This window comes from Pseudomonas sp. R62 (genome assembly GCF_000257605.1).
Classification (GTDB): Bacteria; Pseudomonadota; Gammaproteobacteria; order Pseudomonadales; family Pseudomonadaceae; genus Aquipseudomonas; species Aquipseudomonas atacamensis.
In genome coordinates this window covers 1,253,821-1,273,196 of record NZ_JH635999.1, presented here as the reverse complement: position 1 = coordinate 1,273,196, position 19,376 = coordinate 1,253,821, and the positions used below count along the sequence as shown (strand labels likewise).

Below are 19,376 nucleotides of genomic sequence, written 5' to 3'. Positions count from 1 at the left end.
TGCGCTGGCGATCATCGAGCAATTGGGCGGTACGCCAACCCCGGGCAGCACGTGGGGCATGTGGGCCGCCGAACCGCCGCAGGCACGGGTGAAAGTCACGCCGGCCGGGCATATGGTGACGCTGAACGGGCGCAAGGCCTGGTGCTCTGGCGCTGCGGTGCTCAGCCACGCCTTGCTTACCGCATGGGACGCGGACGGTCAGCAGCAATTGGTTGCAGTTGCACTCGATCAACCTGGCGTGACCATCACCGATCAAGGCTGGCAAGCGGTGGGCATGGCGGCCACCGGCAGCGTCGAAGTACTGTTCGACAACGCTGAAGCGCAGGCCATTGGCAACCCCGGTGATTACCTGCAACGACCGGGGTTCTGGCAGGGCGGGATCGGTATCGCCGCTTGCTGGTATGGCGCTTCACGGCGGATTGCCGAAGGGCTGCGTCAGCATTGCGCGCAACGCGATGAACCGCACGCCCTCGCCCATCTCGGTGCGACTGACACAGCACTGCAAGCGGCAGCCGATGTGTTGCGCTTCAGCGCGCTGCAAATCGATGCGCAGCCCGAGGCCGACGCTGAATTGCTCGCCCGCCGCGCCCGCGCCGTGGTTGAACAGTCTGCTGAACAGGTGATGCGTGAAGTCGGTCGTGCGTTGGGTGCCGGGCCGTTTTGTCAGGATCGGCATTTCGCCCGGTTGAGTGCCGACCTGCCGGTGTTTCTGCGCCAGAGTCACGCTGAACGCGACCTTGCTGCACTGGGCCAGCAGATTGCTGGTCAGTCCTGCGAGGTCTGGGCGTTATGAAAGCCAACCCGATCGTTGGCCAGGGCACTTCATTGCAGCAATGGCAGGCTTCGCGGCGTCTGGCCGAGCTGCCGGCCATCGACATTCTTGACTTGGTACCGCTGGGCTCGCGAGCGGTGATCATCGCGCCGCACCCGGATGACGAAGTGCTCGGTTGCGGCGGCATCATGCAGTTGCTGGCGGCAGCCGGACGGCCGTTGCAGTTGATTTCGGTCACCGATGGCAGCGCCAGTCACCCCGGCTCGCAGCGTTGGACAGTCGAGCGTTTGAGCGTGGTGCGTCCGCAGGAGTCTGCCGAAGCCTTGCGTCGTCTCGGTCTGCCGATGCATAGCCTGAAATGGCTGCGCGGAGGTTTTACCGATACGCAAGTGGCGGCGCAGGAAACCGAGTTGAGCGAATTCATCGCCGGTTATCTGCATGCCAGTGACGTGGTTTTCACTACCTGGCGCCAGGACGGTCACAGCGATCACGAGGCCGTCGGCCGCGCCAGTGTCGAAGCGGCGCGACGCGTTGGTGCGACCTGCCATGAACTTCCGGTCTGGACCTGGCACTGGGCAACCCCGGAAGACGCTTCGGTGCCATGGGAGCGTGCGCGCAAGATTCTCCTTTCACCGACGCACATCGCACGTAAACGCCACGCCGCGCACGCGTTCGCCAGCCAGTTGGAAGGCGATCGCGACGTCGGCCTCGGGCCGGTGCTCGCGCCCTATGTGCTCGATCGTTTGCTGCAACCTTTTGAAGTGGTGTTCCTGTGAGCGTCGATGACCGCTATTTCGACGGCCTGTTCGCGGGCAATGACGACCCATGGGCGTTTCGCCAGCGCTGGTACGAACAGCGCAAGCGCGCGATCACCCTCGCCGCCCTGCCCCGCCCGCGCTACAGGTCGGTGTTCGAACCGGGCTGCGCCAACGGCGAACTGAGTGCAGAGCTGGCCCCGCGCTGCGACCGCCTGTTGTGTTGTGACACGGCGAGCGCGGCGGTGAAGCTGGCGCGCACTCGCTTAAGCATTTTCGAGCATACCGAAGTCCGTCAGGGCCGCCTTCCGGCTGAATGGCCGGAGGAAAAATTCGACCTGATTGTATTCAGCGAAATCGGCTACTACCTCGACGAAAAAGATCTCACAGAAATGATTCGCCGGATCAGTGAGTCACTGACCGCCGACGGACAATTGCTTGCCTGCCACTGGCGCCCGCCGATCGAGGGCTGCCCGCTGAATGCACGGCAGGTCCACGATCAGATCCACGATCAATTGGCTTTGCCGCGTCTGGTGCTGCATCAGGAAGCGGATTTCATTCTCGAACTGTGGAGCCGCGAGCCACGCTCGGTGGCGGCCCTGGAGGGCTTGCGTTGATCGGTATTGTGATTCCGGCGCACAACGAAGAGGCGCTGCTTGATGAATGCCTGCGTGCAGCGTTGCGCGCCAGCCAGCATGCACAACTGGCCGGCGAGCCGGTGGAAATCCTGGTGGTGCTCGACAGTTGCAGCGATGGCTCGGCGCAGATCGTCAGCGCTTATCCAGTGCTCAGCTTGCAGATCGATGCGCGCAACGTTGGCGAAGCCCGCGCCACCGGTGCGCGCCTGTTGCTCGAGCGCGGTGCCCGCTGGATCGCCTGCACCGACGCCGACAGCCGCGTCGCCGATGACTGGCTGGCGGCGCAACTGGGGCTGGAGGCTGACGCAGTGTGCGGCACGGTAACGGTCGAACACTGGCACGAATCGATCGATGAGGCGGCGCAGATTCGCTATCACCGCCATTATCAGGCCCGTGAGGGGCATCGACACATTCACGGCGCCAACCTCGGTGTCAGCGCCGAGGCTTATCGTCTGGCCGGCGGTTTCAAGTCGCTGACCTGTGACGAGGATGTGCAACTGGTGCGTGCGCTGGAGCGCAGCGGCGCCAATATCGCCTGGAGTCACCGCCCGCAAGTGCATACCAGCGCCCGTCTCGACAGTCGGGCCAAGGGCGGGTTCGGTGATTTTCTGCGCAATCTGGCACAGCTGGAATAAAAAATTACGGATCAGATTGATCTGTGACGCGACGAATCGGCTGTCTTGAGCAATACTCTGCCTCGCAGTAATCCAAGGGTTGGAGCACTGCACCGTTGCTATTCATTTGCCTTCACGGGCCGCGATCAGCGTTGGCTGCTCACGACTGAGGGCGAGATACCACAAGGACGTCGCACTCATGAAATCGTCATTGCTCAACGAACACGGCCTGCCGGCACAGATCTGGAACAGCGCGCCGCAACTCGACAATATTCCCGTCATCAACACCCACAGCCTGGTACCCGCCGGCGCCCGCGCCGTGGTCATCGCCCCGCATCCGGGCGATGAAGTGGTCACTTGCGGCGGTCTGCTGCAACTGCTCTCCAGCCTTGGCCATCCCCTGCAATTGCTCTCGATTACCGACGGTAGCGCCAGCCACCCCGGCTCGCGCCAGTGGTCGGAACAACGTCTGAGCGTGTTCCGCCCGCAGGAAAGCGTTGAAGCCCTGCGCCGCCTCGGCCTGCCCATGCACAGCCTGAAGTGGGTGCGCGGCGGCTTTACTGACAATGCACTGAGTGATCAGCAAAGCCAGCTCACCGAGTTCATCGGCCGTTACCTGCGACCGGGCGACGTAGTGTTCAGTACCTGGCGCAAGGATGGCCCGCCGGATCATGAAGTGGTTGGCCGGGCCAGTTTCGACGCGGCGCAGAAAGCCGGGGCGACCTATCACGATGTGCCGGTGTGGGCCTGGCACTGGCCGGAGCGCGAACAGCAGATGATTCCCTGGGAACGCGCGCGCAAGCTGCGTCTAGACACTTGGACAGTCGCGCGCAAGAGCCACGCCACCCACGCTTACGCCAGCCAGCTCAAGGGCGAACCGGCCATCGGCATCGCCCCGCTGCTGCCGCCGGTGCTGCTGGAGCGGATGCGCTTGCCGTATGAAATCGTCTTCTTCTGAACGCCAAAGCCCCCTCTGACACCGTGAAACCCTGTGGGAGCTGGCTTGCCAGCGATAGCGGTGTATCAGGCAACAGAGATACTGCTGATTTGGCCCCATCGCTGGCAAGCCAGCTCCCACAGAGTCCTGTGTACGATCAAACATTTCTGGAAGGAACTGCCACCCCCTCAAACCAGTCGCATGAACAGGCATGGCCCAATTCAGAGGAGTGAACGTGTCCAGCGATCCCAAGCGTCAAGCGGTCGACGCGCCAGTCATTCATCGCCTGCGGGTACTCACGGTCAACACCCACAAGGGCTTCACCGCGCTGAATCGGCGGTTCGTTCTACCGGAGCTGCGCGAAGCGATGCGCAGTACCTCGGCCGATCTGGTGTTTCTGCAGGAAGTGGTGGGTGAGCACGAACGCCATTCCAGTCGTTACAACGACTGGCCGCAGACGTCGCAGTACGAATTCCTCGCCGACAGCATGTGGAGCGATTTTGCCTACGGGCGCAACGCCGTTTACCCGGATGGCCACCACGGCAACGCGCTGCTGTCGAAATACCCGATCCGCGAATATCGCAACCTCGACGTGTCGATCACCGGGCCTGAACGGCGCGGGCTGTTGCACTGCATTCTTGATGTCCCCGGGCATGCCGAGGTGCATGCGATCTGTGTGCATTTGAGTCTGCTGGAAAGCCATCGGCAATTGCAGTTGCAACTGCTCTGTCAGCTGCTTGAATCTCTACCCGACGATGCGCCGGTGATCATCGCCGGCGATTTCAATGACTGGCAGTTGCAAGGCAACGCCGCCCTCGCCCGTCGCGATTATCTGCATGAAGCCTTTGAGCGCCATCATGGGCGCCCGGCGAAAACCTATCCCGCGCGGTTTCCCTTGCTGAGGCTTGACCGGATCTACCTGCGCAATGCCAGTAGCCACGATCCAAGGATTCTTGGCAACAAGCCGTGGACGCATCTTTCGGATCACCTGCCGTTAGCAGTTGAAGTACACCTGTAGCTGCGTTTTTGACAGCAATTAAATGACAGGCCTTCCCGGCAACCAACGCTCGGAAGGACCTTTCGTCGGCGGCAAAAAACCGTCAGCCGCCTGCTTCGCAAGCGTTTTTCCATGCAAACAACCACTTAGTTATGTGCAGAAAAACAAACGCTTGCAAAGGCTGATTTAAGCACGCCATTCATCGTGCATTTTCTTGACGCGCAGGCGTCACTCTTCTTATCTCTACCTTACTACCCCCGGAATCACTACTGGGGCTGACCTTCCGGCACTCGCGAAATCGAGCAGCCGCGGTTCGCCCCGCTCTATTCGGTCGCCCCTCGTTCGGGGTAGGAGAGGCGCCAAACACGAGATGACGCATGCGCTTGCAAGGTAGACCTCCATGAAAACTTCACTGACCCCACACGAACTGAAAATCACCCTTTGCACAGTGTCAGGCTCACTGCTGCTGTGCTCGTCCATGGAGGCGCATGCGGGATCTGCGGCGGACGAACCCGCGTGGTATCACGCCGACGTACCGGTGCTGACCTTGCCAGTAACCGTGATAACACCCGGACCGCAGCCATTAAGTCAGCAGAGTTCGCGCCTGATCACTGAGGATCTCGCGCCCTCCGCATGGGATGAGCTGTACGGCAAAAGCGCTCGGCAAGCACAGACCGACGCACTTTCATCCGGTTATGCGATGGCCGCTGGCGAGTTCAAAGGTCCGGCCGTGGTCACGTTGAAAAGCGCTAACGGGACTACTCAGACCCTAGGTCTCATAGGTGGCGACAATCAGGTCCAGCTGAATGCCGATGGTGCGCTGACCCGACGTGCCCTCGCCGACCGCAACACTGACAGCCTCAACCTGCAAGGCCAGAGCCTGGGCGCCTATTACAGTCTGGTGGGTGCGCAAGGCTGGCACGTCGACCTGTCGGCCAGCGGCGGTCGGGTCAGCGGCTTCAGTCGCACTGCGCAAGGTAATCGGCAAGCCACCGAAGGCAACGCAATGACCTTTTCCGTCGAAGGCGGTTACCCGATCGGCTTGAGTGAAAACTGGGTGGTCGAGCCGCAGGCACAACTGATCAACCAGCGCATCAGTCTCGACGCTCCGTACGCCGGCTCGGGCAATGCCTCTTCCACCGACCTGACCGCGTGGAGTGGCCGCGTCGGTGCGCGATTGAAAGGCAGTTATGACTTGAACGGGTTGCCGGTAGAGCCTTACGTGCGCACCAACCTCTGGCACACCGTTTACACCGGCAGCACGGTGACGCTCGATCAGGTCGACAAGATCAGCAGCAGCCGCAAGTCTTCAACGGTGGAATTGGGTTTGGGACTGGTGGCGCGGGTCACACCGGCGGTAAGCCTGTACATGAGCGCCGATTACAGCAGCGATGTGGATGACAATGACCTGAACGGGATCATCGGCAGCCTCGGCGTGCGGATGCGCTGGTGATCTGCTGATCACTGAAAAACCCTGTGGGAGCTGGCTTGCCAGCGATGGCGGCATCTCAGTCAACAGAGATGCTGAATGTGACGGCCTCATCGCGGGCAAGCCCGCTCCCACAGTTTTACTGTTCCTGGATCAGCCCTGCGGCTTGAGAATCAACACCGCCAACGGCGGAAGATTCAGTTCCAGCGACAACGATTGACCATGACTCGGTACTTCATCGGTCAATGCCCCGCCACCATTGCCATAGTTGGAGCCGGCGTAAATGTCGGCGTCACTGTTGAACAGCTCGGTCCAGCGCCCGGCAAACGGCACGCCGACCCGATACGACTGGCGCGGTACCGGTGTGAAGTTGGCGACGACCAAAACCGGCGAGCCGTCCTTGCTCCAGCGTAGCCATGCGTAAACGCTGTTGATCGCATCATCGCCAATCAACCACTGGAAGCCTTGCGGCGCGTCGTCCTGATCGTGCAGTGCCGGCTCTTCGCGATACAGCCGGTTGAGATCGCCCACCAGTTTCTGCACGCCTTTGTGCTCGGAATACTGCAGCAGGTACCAGTCCAGCTGCTGATCGTGGTTCCACTCGCGCCACTGGCCAAACTCGCAGCCCATGAACAGCAATTTCTTACCCGGATGCGTCCACATGAAGCTCAGATAGGCGCGCAGGTTGGCAAATTTCTGCCAGCGGTCGCCGGGCATCTTGTCGATCAGCGAGTGCTTGCCGTGCACCACTTCGTCGTGGGAAATCGGCAGGATGAAGCGCTCGGACCAGGCGTAGACCAGACCAAAGCTCAACTCGTTGTGGTGATGGGCGCGGTACACCGGGTCCTGCTGGATGTAGTGCAGCGAATCGTGCATCCAGCCCATGTTCCATTTGTAGGAAAAGCCCAGGCCGCCCTGCTGGGTGCTCTGGCTGACGCCCGGCCATGCGGTGGACTCTTCGGCGATCACCAGCGCACCCGGCGCTTCCAGTTCAACCACGTCGTTCAAATGACGCAGGAAGTCGATGGCCTCCAGGTTCTCGCGACCACCGTGACGATTCGGTACCCACTCGCCCGCTTTACGCGAATAGTCGCGATATAGCATCGAGGCCACCGCATCGACACGCAGGCCGTCGATGTGGAAGTGTTTCAGCCAGTGCAGCGCCGAGGCCAGCATGTAGCCGTGCACTTCAGTACGGCCGAGGTTGTAGATCAGCGTGTCCCAATCCTGATGGAAGCCTTCCAGCGGATTGCCGTACTCGTACAGCGCGGTGCCGTCGAACTGCGCCAGACCGTGGGTATCGGTGGGGAAATGCGCCGGCACCCAGTCGAGAATCACACCGATGTCGGCCTGGTGACAGGCGTTGACGAACGCGGCGAACTGATCCGGTGTGCCGTAACGCGCGCTCGGCGCGAACTGCGAAAGCAACTGATAACCCCAGGAACCACCGAACGGGTGCTCCATGATCGGCATCAATTCGATGTGGGTGAATCCCAGCTCTTTCACGTAAGGAATCAGCCGCTCGGCCAGCTCCGGCCAGGTGTACTGGCGCGCAACCTCGCCGAGATCATCCAGCTCGCACTGCCACGAACCGGCGTGCAACTCGTAGATCGACAAAGGTTTGGAGCGCTGCTGGCGATCCTGACGGGAATTCATCCACTCGTGATCCTGCCAGTCGATTTGCAACGGCGAGGCGACTTTCGAGGCGGTGTCCGGTGGCAGGCTGGTGGCCAGCGCCATCGGGTCGGCCTTGAGCGGCAGAATGCCGTGAGCGCCGAGGATTTCGTACTTGTACAGCTCCCCCGCTTGCAGGCGAGGGATGAACAACTCCCACACGCCCGAAGGATGGCGCAGGCGCATCGGGTGACGACGACCGTCCCAGACGTTGAAATCGCCAACCACCGAGACACGGCGGGCATTCGGCGCCCACACGGCAAAGCGCACGCCGTCAACGCCATCAACGGTTTTCAGCTGTGCACCGAGGCAAGCGCTGAGGTCACGGTGATTGCCTTCGGCGAACAGATACAAATCCATTTCGCCCAGCAGTTGGCCAAAGCTGTACGGATCTTCGGCAACCTGCTCGCCACCGGCCCAGCGCGTGCGCAACAGGTACGGTCGCGCCTGATCGAAATGGCCGACAAACAGCCCCGGCGTCTCGGTCATCTCCAGCGGGCCAAGCTCTTCGCCGCTGTCCTTGTCCAGCACCGCCACACTCAGCGCACCGGGCAGATAGGCGCGGATGAACTGCCCACCAGCGCCATCGCCGTGCGGGCCGAGAATGGAAAACGGGTCCTGATGTTCAGCGCGCACCAAAGCATCGATGTCGCGTGCCGAGGGTAACAATGCTTCCTTTACCACACCCTGTTCCTTGTTCGAGAAACTCATGACTACTCTCCACCAAGATCGGAAAAGGGTTTAAGCCCTGTCAATAATCCATACAAGCCGTGCAATGGCACGGGCAGCCACGTTGGGCGGTTTTCCGCCTCGTAGGCCACTTCATAAGCGGCTTTTTCCAGGCCGAACAACGCCAGCGCGGCGTCGGCACCCTGAGGATCCTGCCAGGCATGCTCAAGACTAGCTGCTGCCTCGCGGTATGCCTGAACAAATGCCTCGCGTGCTTCGCGCAGATAACGCTCGGCGACACGTTTACGCGCCGCTTCGGCTTCGACGCTGTTGTCGACGTTGTGCACATTGATGGTCATCGCCGCAGCGTAATCAAACGAACGCAGTACGCCGCTGACATCCTTGTACGGGCTGTGCTTGCCGCGACGCTCACTCAACGGCCGCGCCGGTTCGCCCTCGAAGTCAATCAAGTAGGCATCGCCCTTGATCACCAGCACCTGACCCAAATGCAAGTCGCCATGCACCCGGATGCGCAAGCCGCCAGTGGCTTTCTTCGCCAGATCCTGCACATGGGCAAGAATGGTTTTTTTCTCGTCGAGCAGACGCTTGACCAGTTTCTGGTCCGCCGCGTTCAACTCGCCTTGATGCTGCTTGAGCAGTTTCAAGGCATGTTCGACCTGGGCGGTGACATCCTTGGCCGTCGCGGCCATGTCCTTGCTCGACGACACTTGCGGCGCAAAGTCGGCGTTCTCGGTTGGCGCAGCGAGCACCTGATGCATCTCGCCCAGACGCTGACCGAGCATGCCGGCGAAGTCCTTCAGCTCGCCGAGCGCGTTGTAATGCTGCTCCTGCTCGGACATGGCGTCGGCCAGTTCATCGCGCAACGCCCTTTCCAGGTTGTTCTGCGTCCATTCCCATGCGTCGCCCTGATTGCTCAGATAGCCTTGGGCGATCATCAGCAAGTTGTCTTCCCCCTGCGCGTCACGGCGAATCACCGAACCCAGCAGTGGCGAGATATTGGCAAACCCGGCCTCGGTCAGGTAAGCGCTCATCTCCAGTTCCGGGTGTACGCCAGAAGCCACTTTGCGTATCAGCTTAAGCACCAGGCTGTTGCCGACAACCACGGAGCTGTTCGATTGCTCGGCCGACAGGTAGCGCACATCCGACTCGGCGCCGAGGCCGAGTTTTTCCAGATGATCTGTCTGTTCGAAGCGGATTTCGCCTTCAATCGACTCCAGTACGGTGTTGTTCTGCATGCCTTGCAGAACGGCGCGGACGAAAGTCTCCAGGCTGAACGCATCAGTAATCAGACCGACCTGACGCACACGGCGTACACGCGATAGCGCCAATTGCTGCGGCAACGGCGGGCCGACATGGTCTTCGGCAATGAAGCCGAACGGCAGTTGATAACGGTTGGTCTGGCCACCGCTGGTGACTTCGATTTCGCTGAGCAGCACTGGATGCTGGGCATCACCGAAACGCACGCCGTAAGCCAGATTGACCTTCTCGATCGCCGCATCCTTGCCGGCGAACCAGCGACGGTTCTGCAGCCAGCTCGGCAGAATGCTTTGCTCCAGCGTGTTGCGCGACGGCGCTTCGAGCAATTCTTCCATGCGTTTTTTCAGCACCAGCGTAGTGAAGTCCGGCAGGCTCTGCGCCGGTTCGACGTGCCAGCTTGGCATCTGGTTCTCCGCTGCCAGCGCAAACCAATAGAAGCCGTACGGCGCCAGGGTCAGAAGGAAATTCAACTGGCCAATCGGCGGGAACGCATTACCGCCGAGCATTTCCACCGGCACCATGCCGACGTACGCCGACAGGTCCAGCTCGACCGCTTGCGCACTGCGCGAAACGTTGGCCACACACAGGATGATTTCGTGCTTGCCATCGACATCGGTGTATTCGCGCGTATAAGCCAGCACGCGACGGTTGGCCGGCGAGAGCATTTTCAACGTGCCACGGCCGAAGGCTTTCGATTGCTTGCGCACGGCCAGCAGGCGCCGCGTCCAGTTCAACAGCGAATGCGGATCGCCGGACTGGGTTTCGACGTTGACCGACTGATAGCCATACTGCGGATCCATGATCGGCGGCAGTACCAGACTGGCCGGATCGGCGCGGGAGAAACCGCCGTTGCGGTCGATCGACCACTGCATCGGCGTACGCACGCCGTCGCGGTCGCCAAGGTAGATATTGTCGCCCATGCCGATTTCGTCGCCGTAATACAGGGTCGGCGTGCCGGGCATCGACAGCAGCAGGCTGTTGAGCAGTTCGATGCGGCGACGATCGCGTTCCATCAACGGTGCGAGTCGGCGGCGAATACCGAGGTTGATCCGTGCGCGACGGTCAGCCGCGTAGTAATTCCACAGGTAATCGCGCTCGCGGTCGGTGACCATTTCCAGGGTCAGCTCATCGTGGTTGCGCAGGAAAATCGCCCACTGGCAATTCGCCGGGATTTCCGGGGTCTGCCGGAGAATGTCAGTAATCGGGAAGCGATCTTCCTGCGCCAGCGCCATGTACATGCGCGGCATCAGCGGGAAGTGGAAGGCCATGTGGCATTCGTCGCCATTGACGCCAGCGGCATCGGTGTCACCGAAATACAGCTGAGTGTCTTCCGGCCACTGATTGGCCTCGGCCAGCAGCATCCGGTCGGGGTAGTTGGCGTCGATCTCGGCACGGATCTGCTTGAGGACGTCGTGGGTCTCGGGCAGGTTTTCGTTGTTGGTGCCGTCGCGCTCGATCAGGTACGGAATCGCGTCAAGGCGCAGGCCGTCGATGCCCATGTCCAGCCAGTAGCGCATCACCGACAACACGGCTTTCATCACTTGCGGGTTATCGAAGTTCAGATCCGGCTGGTGCGAATAGAAGCGGTGCCAGAAGTATTGGCCGGCGACCGGGTCCCAGGTCCAGTTGGATTTCTCGGTGTCGAGGAAGATGATCCGCGTGCCGTCGTATTTCTGGTCGTCATCGGACCAGACGTAGAAATCCCGCGCCGCCGAACCCGGCTTGGCTTTACGCGCACGCTGGAACCACGGGTGCTGGTCGGAGGTGTGGTTGATGACCAGCTCGGTGATCACCCGCAGCCCGCGCTTGTGCGCTTCGGCAATGAAGCGCTTGGCGTCGGCCATAGTCCCGTAGTCGCTGTGCACGCCACGGTATTCGGCGATGTCGTAGCCGTCGTCGCGACGTGGCGAGGGATAGAACGGCAGCAGCCAGATGGTGTTGACGCCGAGGTCGGCAATGTAATCGAGTTTGGCGATAAGCCCGGGAAAGTCGCCGATCCCGTCATTGTTGGAGTCGAAAAACGATTTGACGTGAACCTGATAGATCACCGCGTCCTTGTACCAGAGCGGGTCTTTGATGAAGGCGGCTGCCTTGGGTTTCTTCGCCATGTGGAACTCCTGTTGAATACTTTATGGGCGTCCCACGACGATCGTTCCCACGCTCTGCGTGGGAATGCCGCCATGGACGCTCTGCGTCCGCTTTGGGACGCGGAGCGTCCCGGGATGCATTCCCACGCAGAGCGTGGGAACGATCATTACGTGGCGCTGATCCGCCAAATCCCGAACGGCTGATACGCCGGGTCAATGCGCATGAACTGATATTTGCCGTGCCAGTCCCAGCGATGGCCGTTCATCAAATCTTCGCCATGGGTGGTGGCATCGTCCGGCAGGCCCATTTCCCACAGCGGCAGTTCGAAATTCGCTTCCTGCACGTTATGCGGATCGAGGCTGACCGCGACCAGAATGAAATTGCTGCCATCGGCGCTGCGCTTGCCGAAGTACAGAATGTTGTCGTTCCAGGCGTTGTAGATTTTCAGCCCCAGATGCGTGTGCAGCGCCGGATTCTGTCGGCGGATGCGGTTGAGCTGAGCGATCTCGGCAATGATGTTGCCCGGCGCGGTGAAGTCGCGGACACGGATCTCGTATTTCTCCGAATCCAGGTATTCCTCTTTGCCTGGCACCGGCGCCGATTCGCATAACTCGAAGCCTGAATACATACCCCACAGGCCCGAGCCCATCGTTGCCAAGGCAGCGCGGATGAGGAAACCGGGACGCCCCGACTCATGCAAAAACGCCGGGTTGATGTCCGGGGTGTTGACGAAGAAATTCGGCCGGTAGCATTCGCGCCACGGCGACTGATTCAGTTCGGTGAAGTATTCCGCCAGCTCAGCCTTGGTATTGCGCCAGGTGAAATAGGTGTAGCTCTGCGAGTAACCGACCTTGCCCAGACGCGCCATCATCGCCGGCGTGGTGAAAGCCTCGGCGAGGAAGATCACTTCCGGATACAGGGTGCGTACATCGGCGATCAGCCATTGCCAGAACGGCAGCGGTTTGGTGTGCGGGTTGTCAACGCGGAAGATTTTCACGCCTTCCTTGACCCAGCCGACGACGATGTCGCGCAACTCGACCCACAGGCTCGGAATCGCGTCCGGCGCATAGAAGTCGACGTTGACGATGTCCTGGTATTTCTTCGGCGGGTTTTCGGCGTATTTGATCGTGCCGTCCGGGCGCCAGTTGAACCAGCCCGGATGCTCTTTGAGCCACGGGTGATCCTGAGAACACTGGATGGCGAAGTCGAGAGCGATTTCCAGGCCATGGTCGGCGGCGGCGGCCACCAAACGGCGGAAATCTTCACGGGTGCCGAGTTGCGAGTGAATCGCTTCGTGGCCACCCTCTTCGCTGCCGATCGCGTACGGACTGCCGGGATCGTCCGGTCCGGCAGTCAGGGAATTGTTGCGGCCCTTGCGGTGGGCGCGGCCGATCGGGTGAATCGGCGTGAAGTACAACACGTCGAACCCCATGTCCTGAATCATCGGCAGACGCGAGTGCACATCGTTGAAAGTGCCGTGACGCTGGGGATCGTCGGTGATCGAGCGCGGAAACAGCTCATACCAACTGGCGAATTCGGCCAGTTCACGCTCGACGTCCATGGGGAATTCGGCGCTGATGCTGAGGTAGGCACGGTGATCGGCCTGAGCCATCAGCTCTGCACTGCGCGAGTGCAGAAACAGTGCGACCTGCTCGGTTTCGAGCAGGCCCGACAATTCATGGTGCAGCGCCGCGAGCTGCTCGCTGAGCTGGCCTTCGCTGCGTTCGGCGGCCTGTTGCACCATCGTCCGGCCTTCCTGCAACTCCAGAGAAACCGGCACCGCCGCGCTGTGCTTCTTTTCCAGTTCGTATTGGAAGCTGGCGAAATGGTCGATCCACGCTTCGATACAATAGAGGTAGCGGCCCTGCTCTTCGGGGCGGAACTGGCCTTGCCAGGTGTTGTTGCCCTGATCGGACATGACCTCGGTCTGCCAGGTTTCCTGGCCTTCCTCGCGCCAGCGAATGCGCACGGCGAGCTTGTCATGACCGTCGGCAAAGACTTTGCTGGTCACTACCACTTCGCGCCCGGCAATCGATTTGGCGGCGAACTGGCCGCCGTCGAGGGTCGGCATGGTGTTTTCGATGACGATACGTGGCAGCAGCAACGCCTGCGACAGCGGCATGTGCGGGTTGTAACTCAGCTCTGAAGGTCTTTCAGCAGTCATTGAGCATCTCTCCTTAACGCCCCAAGGACGCTCTTGTGCCGGAACAGTATTCGCGACAAAGCGCCGGCCCTGTCATGAACTCACTTAGGTTCCGAGCAACCGGCGCGGGGAAAAGTTCAGATGAAATTAACAAGACAAACCTGCGGATCGAATTTGTCGTGGCCGGGTCAACTCACTTAAGCACGTCCCACGCCATGTGCCATACGGAGGTCACCTGATGAGCATCCCGATCCCGGCGGAAACGCCCGATCCGAACATCGACAAACCCACCCTGCCGGAGACCGAACCGCCACCGGTGCCCGAGCAAGAGCCGCCAGGCACCACGCCACCACCGAAAGAAGAGCCACCGAGCACGATGCCGCCGGTGATCGTCTGACCCTTGCCCCCTGATCGTCCCCATGCTCCGCGTGGGAATGCAGCCCGGGACGCTCTGCGTCCCATCCAGAGCCGAACGCGGAGCGTCCGTTGAAGCATTCCCACGCGGAGCGTGGAAACGATCATCAGTTGGCGCTGAGTCAGAGGTGGTCGTTCTTGTCGACATCCTTTTCGAACACCCTCACCACGTACGGCATCACGCTGAAGATCGCCAGCGCCAGAATGGTACTGAGCAATGCCGTCGCTTCCTTGCCCAGCCCCGCCGCCACGCCGATCGCTGCCGTCATCCATAAACCCGCCGCCGTGGTCAGGCCTTTGACATGGGCCTCGTCGCCCTGCTGATTTTTCAGAATGGTGCCGGCGCCGAGAAAGCCGATCCCGGCAATCACGCCCTGCAAGACCCGACTCATGGCATCGGATTCTGCGCCCGAGGTCTGTGGCACCAATACGAATAGCGCAGCACCCAATGCCACCAGCATGTGCGTGCGCACGCCCGCTGCCTTGCCTTTATGCTCGCGCTCGAAACCGAGTATCCCGCCGAGAATCGCCGCCATCACCAGGCGTACGGTGATCCGGGTCATTTGCGAGGCATCACCGATATCGGCGAACTCGGCTTGCATCGTGGCCCACACTTCATCCCACCAGTCTTCCATCGTGCCTCCCTTGTTATTGGCTTGATAAGCGATGGACAACAGCGACCATTAATCGGTTGCGCAGAACGATCGGCGCGCTGCGCTTCCTAATATGCAGACCTCCCTGGAACAAGGACTGCCGCCATGCCCGTTCGAATCGATGAATCCAACCCCGAGCAGAAAGTGTGTTTTTTTACCGTCGAGCATGGTGAGGAAATTCGCATCTGCGACACCCTCGAAGTCCTGACCGATAGCGACAAAGCCATGTCGTTCGTGGAAATCGAAGGCAAACGCACCTACATCACCGAAGCAGAAGCCGATGCCTTGACCGTCGCCGGGGCCAAGGATGGGCGCAAACATCTGAAGGCCGATGACAGTGATTCGGTGGTTTGATTGACCTCGATCAACATCCGCCGCAGACGCCTGCAATAGGCGTTTGCGCCGCGCCTGGCAGGTTGCTTCAAGTTGTCGCAGGCACTGCGCCAAACCTCATCTGATCCGCTTTTTATTGCCAAACCTGAGTCTGTTCTGCAAACAGATCGGCGCTCATAGTGCATCGGCCTGATGGAGGCTGATGAGCGAACGAACATGAGCGAGCAAATCCCCGTCCGAACCGTAGAAGCATCGCCAACGATAAAAAGCGTACCCGCGCGCCCACTGAAGGCGACTGCCGGCTCCACCGACAAGCAGATCCACACTCGCAGTTTCACCGGCCTGTTCCGCAACCTGCGTATGAGCGGTGCCGGACTTCTGTTTGTGCTGTTCTTCGGCACCGTGTGGCTGAACTGGGGCGGTCGGCAGGCCGTACTTTGGGATCTGGCGGAAAGCAAATTCCACATCTTTGGCGCGACGTTCTGGCCGCAGGATTTCATTCTGCTTTCGGCGCTATTGATCATTGCCGCGTTCGGACTCTTCGCCATCACCGTGTTTGCCGGTCGCGTCTGGTGCGGTTACACCTGCCCGCAAAGTTCGTGGACGTGGATCTTCATGTGGTGCGAGAAGATCACCGAAGGCGAGCGCAACCAGCGGATCAAACTGCAAGCGGCGCCATGGAGCCTGAACAAACTGGCGCGGCGTGCCGCCAAACACACGTTGTGGCTGGCAATTAGCGTGATGACCGGCCTGACCTTCGTCGGCTATTTCACCCCGATCCGGCCGCTGGCCGAAGAACTGCTGACCCTGCAGATCGGTGGCCTCAGCCTGTTCTGGGTGCTGTTTTTCGCCGCCGCCACCTACATCAACGCCGGTTGGTTGCGTGAGGCGGTGTGCATGCACATGTGCCCGTATGCGCGGTTCCAGAGTGTGATGTTCGACAAGGACACGCTGACCATTGCCTACGACGCCGCCCGCGGCGAAAACCGCGGCCCGCGCAAGCGTGACGTGCGCCCGGTCGAAGCCGGCCTGGGTGATTGCATCGACTGCCAGTTGTGCGTGCAGGTCTGCCCGACCGGCATCGACATCCGCGATGGCTTGCAAATGGAATGCATCGGCTGCGCAGCATGCATCGACGCCTGCGATTCGATCATGGACAAAATGCATTACCCGCGTGGCCTGATCCGCTACAGTTCCGAGCGCGAATTGCAGGGCGGCAAGACCCATCTGCTGCGTCCGCGCTTGATTGGCTATACGGCGGTGTTACTGGTGATGATTGGAGCGTTGGCACTGGCATTGATCGAGCGACCGATGGTGTCGCTGGACGTGACCAAGGATCGCGGGTTGTTCCGCGAGAACGCCCAGGGGCAGATCGAGAATATTTATTCGCTGAAAGTGATCAACAAGACTCAGCAACGGCAGGATTACCGGTTGAGTCTGGTTGATGGCGACGGGTTTGAGTTGCAGGGCAAGACGGCATTGAGCCTGGCGCCCGGGGAGATTGTCGATGTACCGGTGTCGGTGGCAATGACCACCGAGCGCCCGGCGAGCAGTTCGCAGACATTGAGTTTCAGGATTGAAGACAGTGACGAGCCGCAGGTATACAGCGTGGCGAAGAGCCGGTTTGTGGCGCCGATGAATCGTTGATTGCCCTTAGACTGCGGTGCTTTCATTCGCGAGCAGGCTCGCTCCCACAGGAAATCGCGGTCGTTGTGGGAGCGAGCCTGCTCGCGAATGGAGGCGACGCGATTCCTTATAGACCCCATTCGGATCCACCATGAAACGCTACGAAAAATTCGCCGATGACATCGCTGAACTGATCCGCTCCGGCGTCCTCGGGCCTGGCCAGCGGGTACCGTCGGTGCGCTATGCCAGCCAGGCTTACGGGGTCAGCCCGTCGACCGTGTTCCAGGCCTATTACCTGCTCGAACGCCGCGGCCTGATCCGCGCCCGGCCGCGCTCCGGTTACTTCGTCAACGCCCATACACCGAGCACATTTTCCGAGCCGGTGATCAGCAGCCAGGTCAACGAATCCACCGAGGTTGACGTCAGCGAACTGGTGTTCTCGGTACTCGATTCGATCAAAGACCCCAACACCGTGCCCTTCGGCTCGGCCTTCCCCAGCCCGACGCTGTTCCCGCTGCAACGCCTGTCGCGCTCCCTGGCCAGCGCCGCGCGGGAGATGGATCCGCGCATGGTCGTCACCGATATGTCGCCGGGCAACCCGCAACTGCGCCGGCAGATTGCTCTGCGCTACATGGTCGGCGGGCTGATGCTGCCGATGGAAGAGCTACTGATCACCAACGGCGCTCTCGAAGCGCTGAACCTGTGCCTGCAAGCAGTGACCGAGCCCGGCGATCTGGTGGCCATCGAGGCCCCGGCGTTTTATGCCTGCCTGCAAGTGCTGGAGCGCCTGAAGCTCAAAGCCGTGGAAATCCCCGTGCACCCGCGTGACGGCATCGACCTGAGCGTGCTCGCGCAAACTCTGGAACGCCATCCGATCAAGGCCTGCTGGTGCATGACCAGTTTCCAGAACCCGATGGGCGCGACCGTGCCCGAGGCGAAGAAACAGGAGCTGGTCGAACTGCTGCGTCAGCATCAGGTGCCGTTGATCGAGGACGACGTCTACGCCGAGCTTTATTACGGGCAACAGGCGCCAAAACCGGCCAAGGCTTTTGATACTGAAGGATTGGTCATGCATTGCGGCTCGTTCGCCAAAAGTCTCGCCCCCGGCTACCGCATCGGCTGGGTGGCGGCCGGGCGTTTCGCGCAGAAGATCGAGCGACTGAAGCTGATGACCTCGCTGTGCGCTTCGATGCCGGCGCAAGCGGCGATTGCCGATTATCTGCAACACGGCGGCTACGATCGGCATCTGCGCAAACTGCGTTATGCCCTGGAGGAACAGCAGAGCGCGATGCTCGCGGCGATTGCCCGCTACTTTCCGGCGCAGACCCGCGTCAGCCAGCCGGCGGGCGGCTACTTTCTGTGGCTGGAATTGCCGGAGCAGATGGATTCGCTGAAGCTGTTTCAAATGGCATTGGCGCAAGGCATCAGTATCGCGCCGGGGCCGATTTTCTCACCGACCCAGCGTTTCAGAAATTGCATTCGCTTGAATTACGGCAGCCCGTGGACCGAAGAATCGGAAAAGGCCATGGAGACGTTGGGGCGGATTGTGCGGTCGTTCTGAGGGATAGATGTTGTCGGGACTGGCCCCTTCGCGAGCAGGCTCGCTCCCACAGTTGTTTTGTGAATACAGAACCAATGTGGGAGCGAGCCTGCTCGCGAAGAGGCCGGCTTTAACACTGCAAATCCACCGGTTTAACGCCCGCCCCCCAAATCAACAAACGTCCCGGTCGCATACGATGCCTTGTCCGACAGCAACCAGACAATCGCCTCCGCCACTTCATCCGGCCGCCCGCCCCGGGCCATGGGAATCGCCGATTCGAGCTTGCTGACCCGATCCGGGTCGCCGCTCAGGGCATGGAAGTCGGTGTAGATGTAGCCCGGACGCACGGCATTGACGCGAATGCCCTCACCCGCGACTTCTTTCGACAGACCGATGGTGAAGGTGTCGAGCGCGCCTTTGGACGCGGCGTAATCAACGTACTCATTCGGCGAACCGAGGCGTGCCGCGACCGAGGAGACGTTGACGATGCTGCCGCCCTGCCCGCCGTGTTTGGGCGACATGCGCAGGATCGCGTGCTTGGCGCAGAGGATCGGCGCCAGCACGTTGGTTTTCATGATTTTGAGGATGCGGAATTCGGACATTTCATCGACTCGCGACTTCTGCCCGACGGTGCCGGCGTTGTTGACCAGCGCGGTGACCCGGCCCAGTTCGGTGTCGACGCGCTGAAACATCGCGATCACTTCGTCTTCGATACTGACATCGGCGCGAACCGCGATGGCCTGGGCGCCCAAGGCGCGAACCTGCTCGAGCACGCTGTGTGCGGCCTGTTCATCCGACTGATAGTTGATGCAGATC

At 60.8% G+C, this 19,376-nt stretch carries 16 protein-coding genes; 11 read left to right on the top strand and 5 right to left on the bottom strand.

The features are described 5' to 3' along the window. The 7 genes from OQK_RS23930 to OQK_RS23900 form a co-directional block, all read left to right on the top strand. On the top strand, positions 1-793 hold a 793-nt coding region (locus OQK_RS23930), incomplete at its 5' end, for an acyl-CoA dehydrogenase family protein (RefSeq protein WP_038861660.1). Then, on the top strand, positions 790-1,548 hold the full coding sequence (locus OQK_RS23925; RefSeq protein WP_016774641.1) for a PIG-L deacetylase family protein: 759 nt from the start codon (positions 790-792) through the stop codon (positions 1,546-1,548). The genes OQK_RS23930 and OQK_RS23925, both read left to right, overlap by 4 nt. Further along, positions 1,545-2,144 (top strand): class I SAM-dependent DNA methyltransferase, encoded by a 600-nt coding sequence (locus OQK_RS23920; RefSeq protein WP_016774640.1) that lies wholly within the window; start codon positions 1,545-1,547, stop codon positions 2,142-2,144. The genes OQK_RS23925 and OQK_RS23920 overlap by 4 nt, the downstream gene beginning before the upstream one ends. Then, the gene (locus OQK_RS23915; protein ID WP_016774639.1) at positions 2,141-2,800 is read left to right on the top strand and encodes a glycosyltransferase; all 660 of its coding nucleotides are present in this window, start codon (positions 2,141-2,143) and stop codon (positions 2,798-2,800) included. The genes OQK_RS23920 and OQK_RS23915 overlap by 4 nt, the downstream gene beginning before the upstream one ends. Before the next feature lie 178 nt (positions 2,801-2,978). After that, entirely contained in the window at positions 2,979-3,737 is a 759-nt protein-coding gene (locus tag OQK_RS23910; RefSeq protein WP_016774638.1) for a PIG-L deacetylase family protein, read from the top strand. Between the two features lie 214 nt (positions 3,738-3,951). Next, positions 3,952-4,734: an endonuclease/exonuclease/phosphatase family protein gene (locus OQK_RS23905; protein WP_016774637.1), complete on the top strand. Its 783-nt coding sequence runs from the start codon at positions 3,952-3,954 to the stop codon at positions 4,732-4,734. A 379-nt stretch (positions 4,735-5,113) separates the two neighbouring features. After that, positions 5,114-6,166: an autotransporter outer membrane beta-barrel domain-containing protein gene (locus tag OQK_RS23900; RefSeq protein WP_016774636.1), complete on the top strand. Its 1,053-nt coding sequence runs from the start codon at positions 5,114-5,116 to the stop codon at positions 6,164-6,166. Positions 6,167-6,295: 129 nt separating this feature from the next. On the opposite strand, the gene glgB is transcribed toward OQK_RS23900, so the two are convergent. From glgB to OQK_RS23885, 3 genes are all read right to left on the bottom strand, one after another. After that, positions 6,296-8,527, bottom strand: a complete 2,232-nt coding sequence (gene glgB / locus OQK_RS23895) for a 1,4-alpha-glucan branching protein GlgB (protein ID WP_016774635.1) — start codon at positions 8,525-8,527, stop codon at positions 6,296-6,298. A gap of 2 nt (positions 8,528-8,529) precedes the next feature. Beyond that, the gene (treS, locus tag OQK_RS23890; protein ID WP_016774634.1) at positions 8,530-11,871 is read right to left on the bottom strand and encodes a maltose alpha-D-glucosyltransferase; all 3,342 of its coding nucleotides are present in this window, start codon (positions 11,869-11,871) and stop codon (positions 8,530-8,532) included. A 146-nt stretch (positions 11,872-12,017) separates the two neighbouring features. Beyond that, entirely contained in the window at positions 12,018-14,015 is a 1,998-nt protein-coding gene (locus OQK_RS23885; protein ID WP_016774633.1) for an alpha-1,4-glucan--maltose-1-phosphate maltosyltransferase, read from the bottom strand. 217 nt (positions 14,016-14,232) lie between these two features. Between OQK_RS23885 and OQK_RS30840 the strand changes: the two genes are divergently transcribed. Next, complete coding sequence (locus OQK_RS30840; RefSeq protein WP_016774632.1) at positions 14,233-14,391, top strand: hypothetical protein; 159 nt, start codon at positions 14,233-14,235, stop codon at positions 14,389-14,391. A gap of 139 nt (positions 14,392-14,530) precedes the next feature. On the opposite strand, the gene OQK_RS23880 is transcribed toward OQK_RS30840, so the two are convergent. Beyond that, complete coding sequence (locus OQK_RS23880; RefSeq protein ID WP_016774631.1) at positions 14,531-15,043, bottom strand: MgtC/SapB family protein; 513 nt, start codon at positions 15,041-15,043, stop codon at positions 14,531-14,533. Between the two features lie 123 nt (positions 15,044-15,166). On the opposite strand from OQK_RS23880, the gene OQK_RS23875 reads away from it, so the two are divergent. From OQK_RS23875 to mapR, 3 genes are all read left to right on the top strand, one after another. Next, on the top strand, positions 15,167-15,415 hold the full coding sequence (locus tag OQK_RS23875; protein ID WP_016774630.1) for a DUF3203 family protein: 249 nt from the start codon (positions 15,167-15,169) through the stop codon (positions 15,413-15,415). Positions 15,416-15,610: 195 nt separating this feature from the next. Continuing rightward, positions 15,611-17,041 carry a cytochrome c oxidase accessory protein CcoG gene (gene ccoG / locus OQK_RS23870; protein ID WP_016774629.1) on the top strand — a complete coding sequence of 477 codons (1,431 nt, stop codon included), beginning with the start codon at positions 15,611-15,613 and terminating at the stop codon, positions 17,039-17,041. 130 nt (positions 17,042-17,171) lie between these two features. Then, positions 17,172-18,581, top strand: a complete 1,410-nt coding sequence (gene mapR, locus OQK_RS23865; RefSeq protein ID WP_016774628.1) for a GntR family transcriptional regulator MpaR — start codon at positions 17,172-17,174, stop codon at positions 18,579-18,581. 131 nt (positions 18,582-18,712) lie between these two features. Here the strand turns inward: mapR and OQK_RS23860 are convergent. Continuing rightward, the coding region (locus OQK_RS23860) for an SDR family oxidoreductase (protein WP_038861659.1) at positions 18,713-19,376 on the bottom strand (664 nt) is incomplete at its 5' end.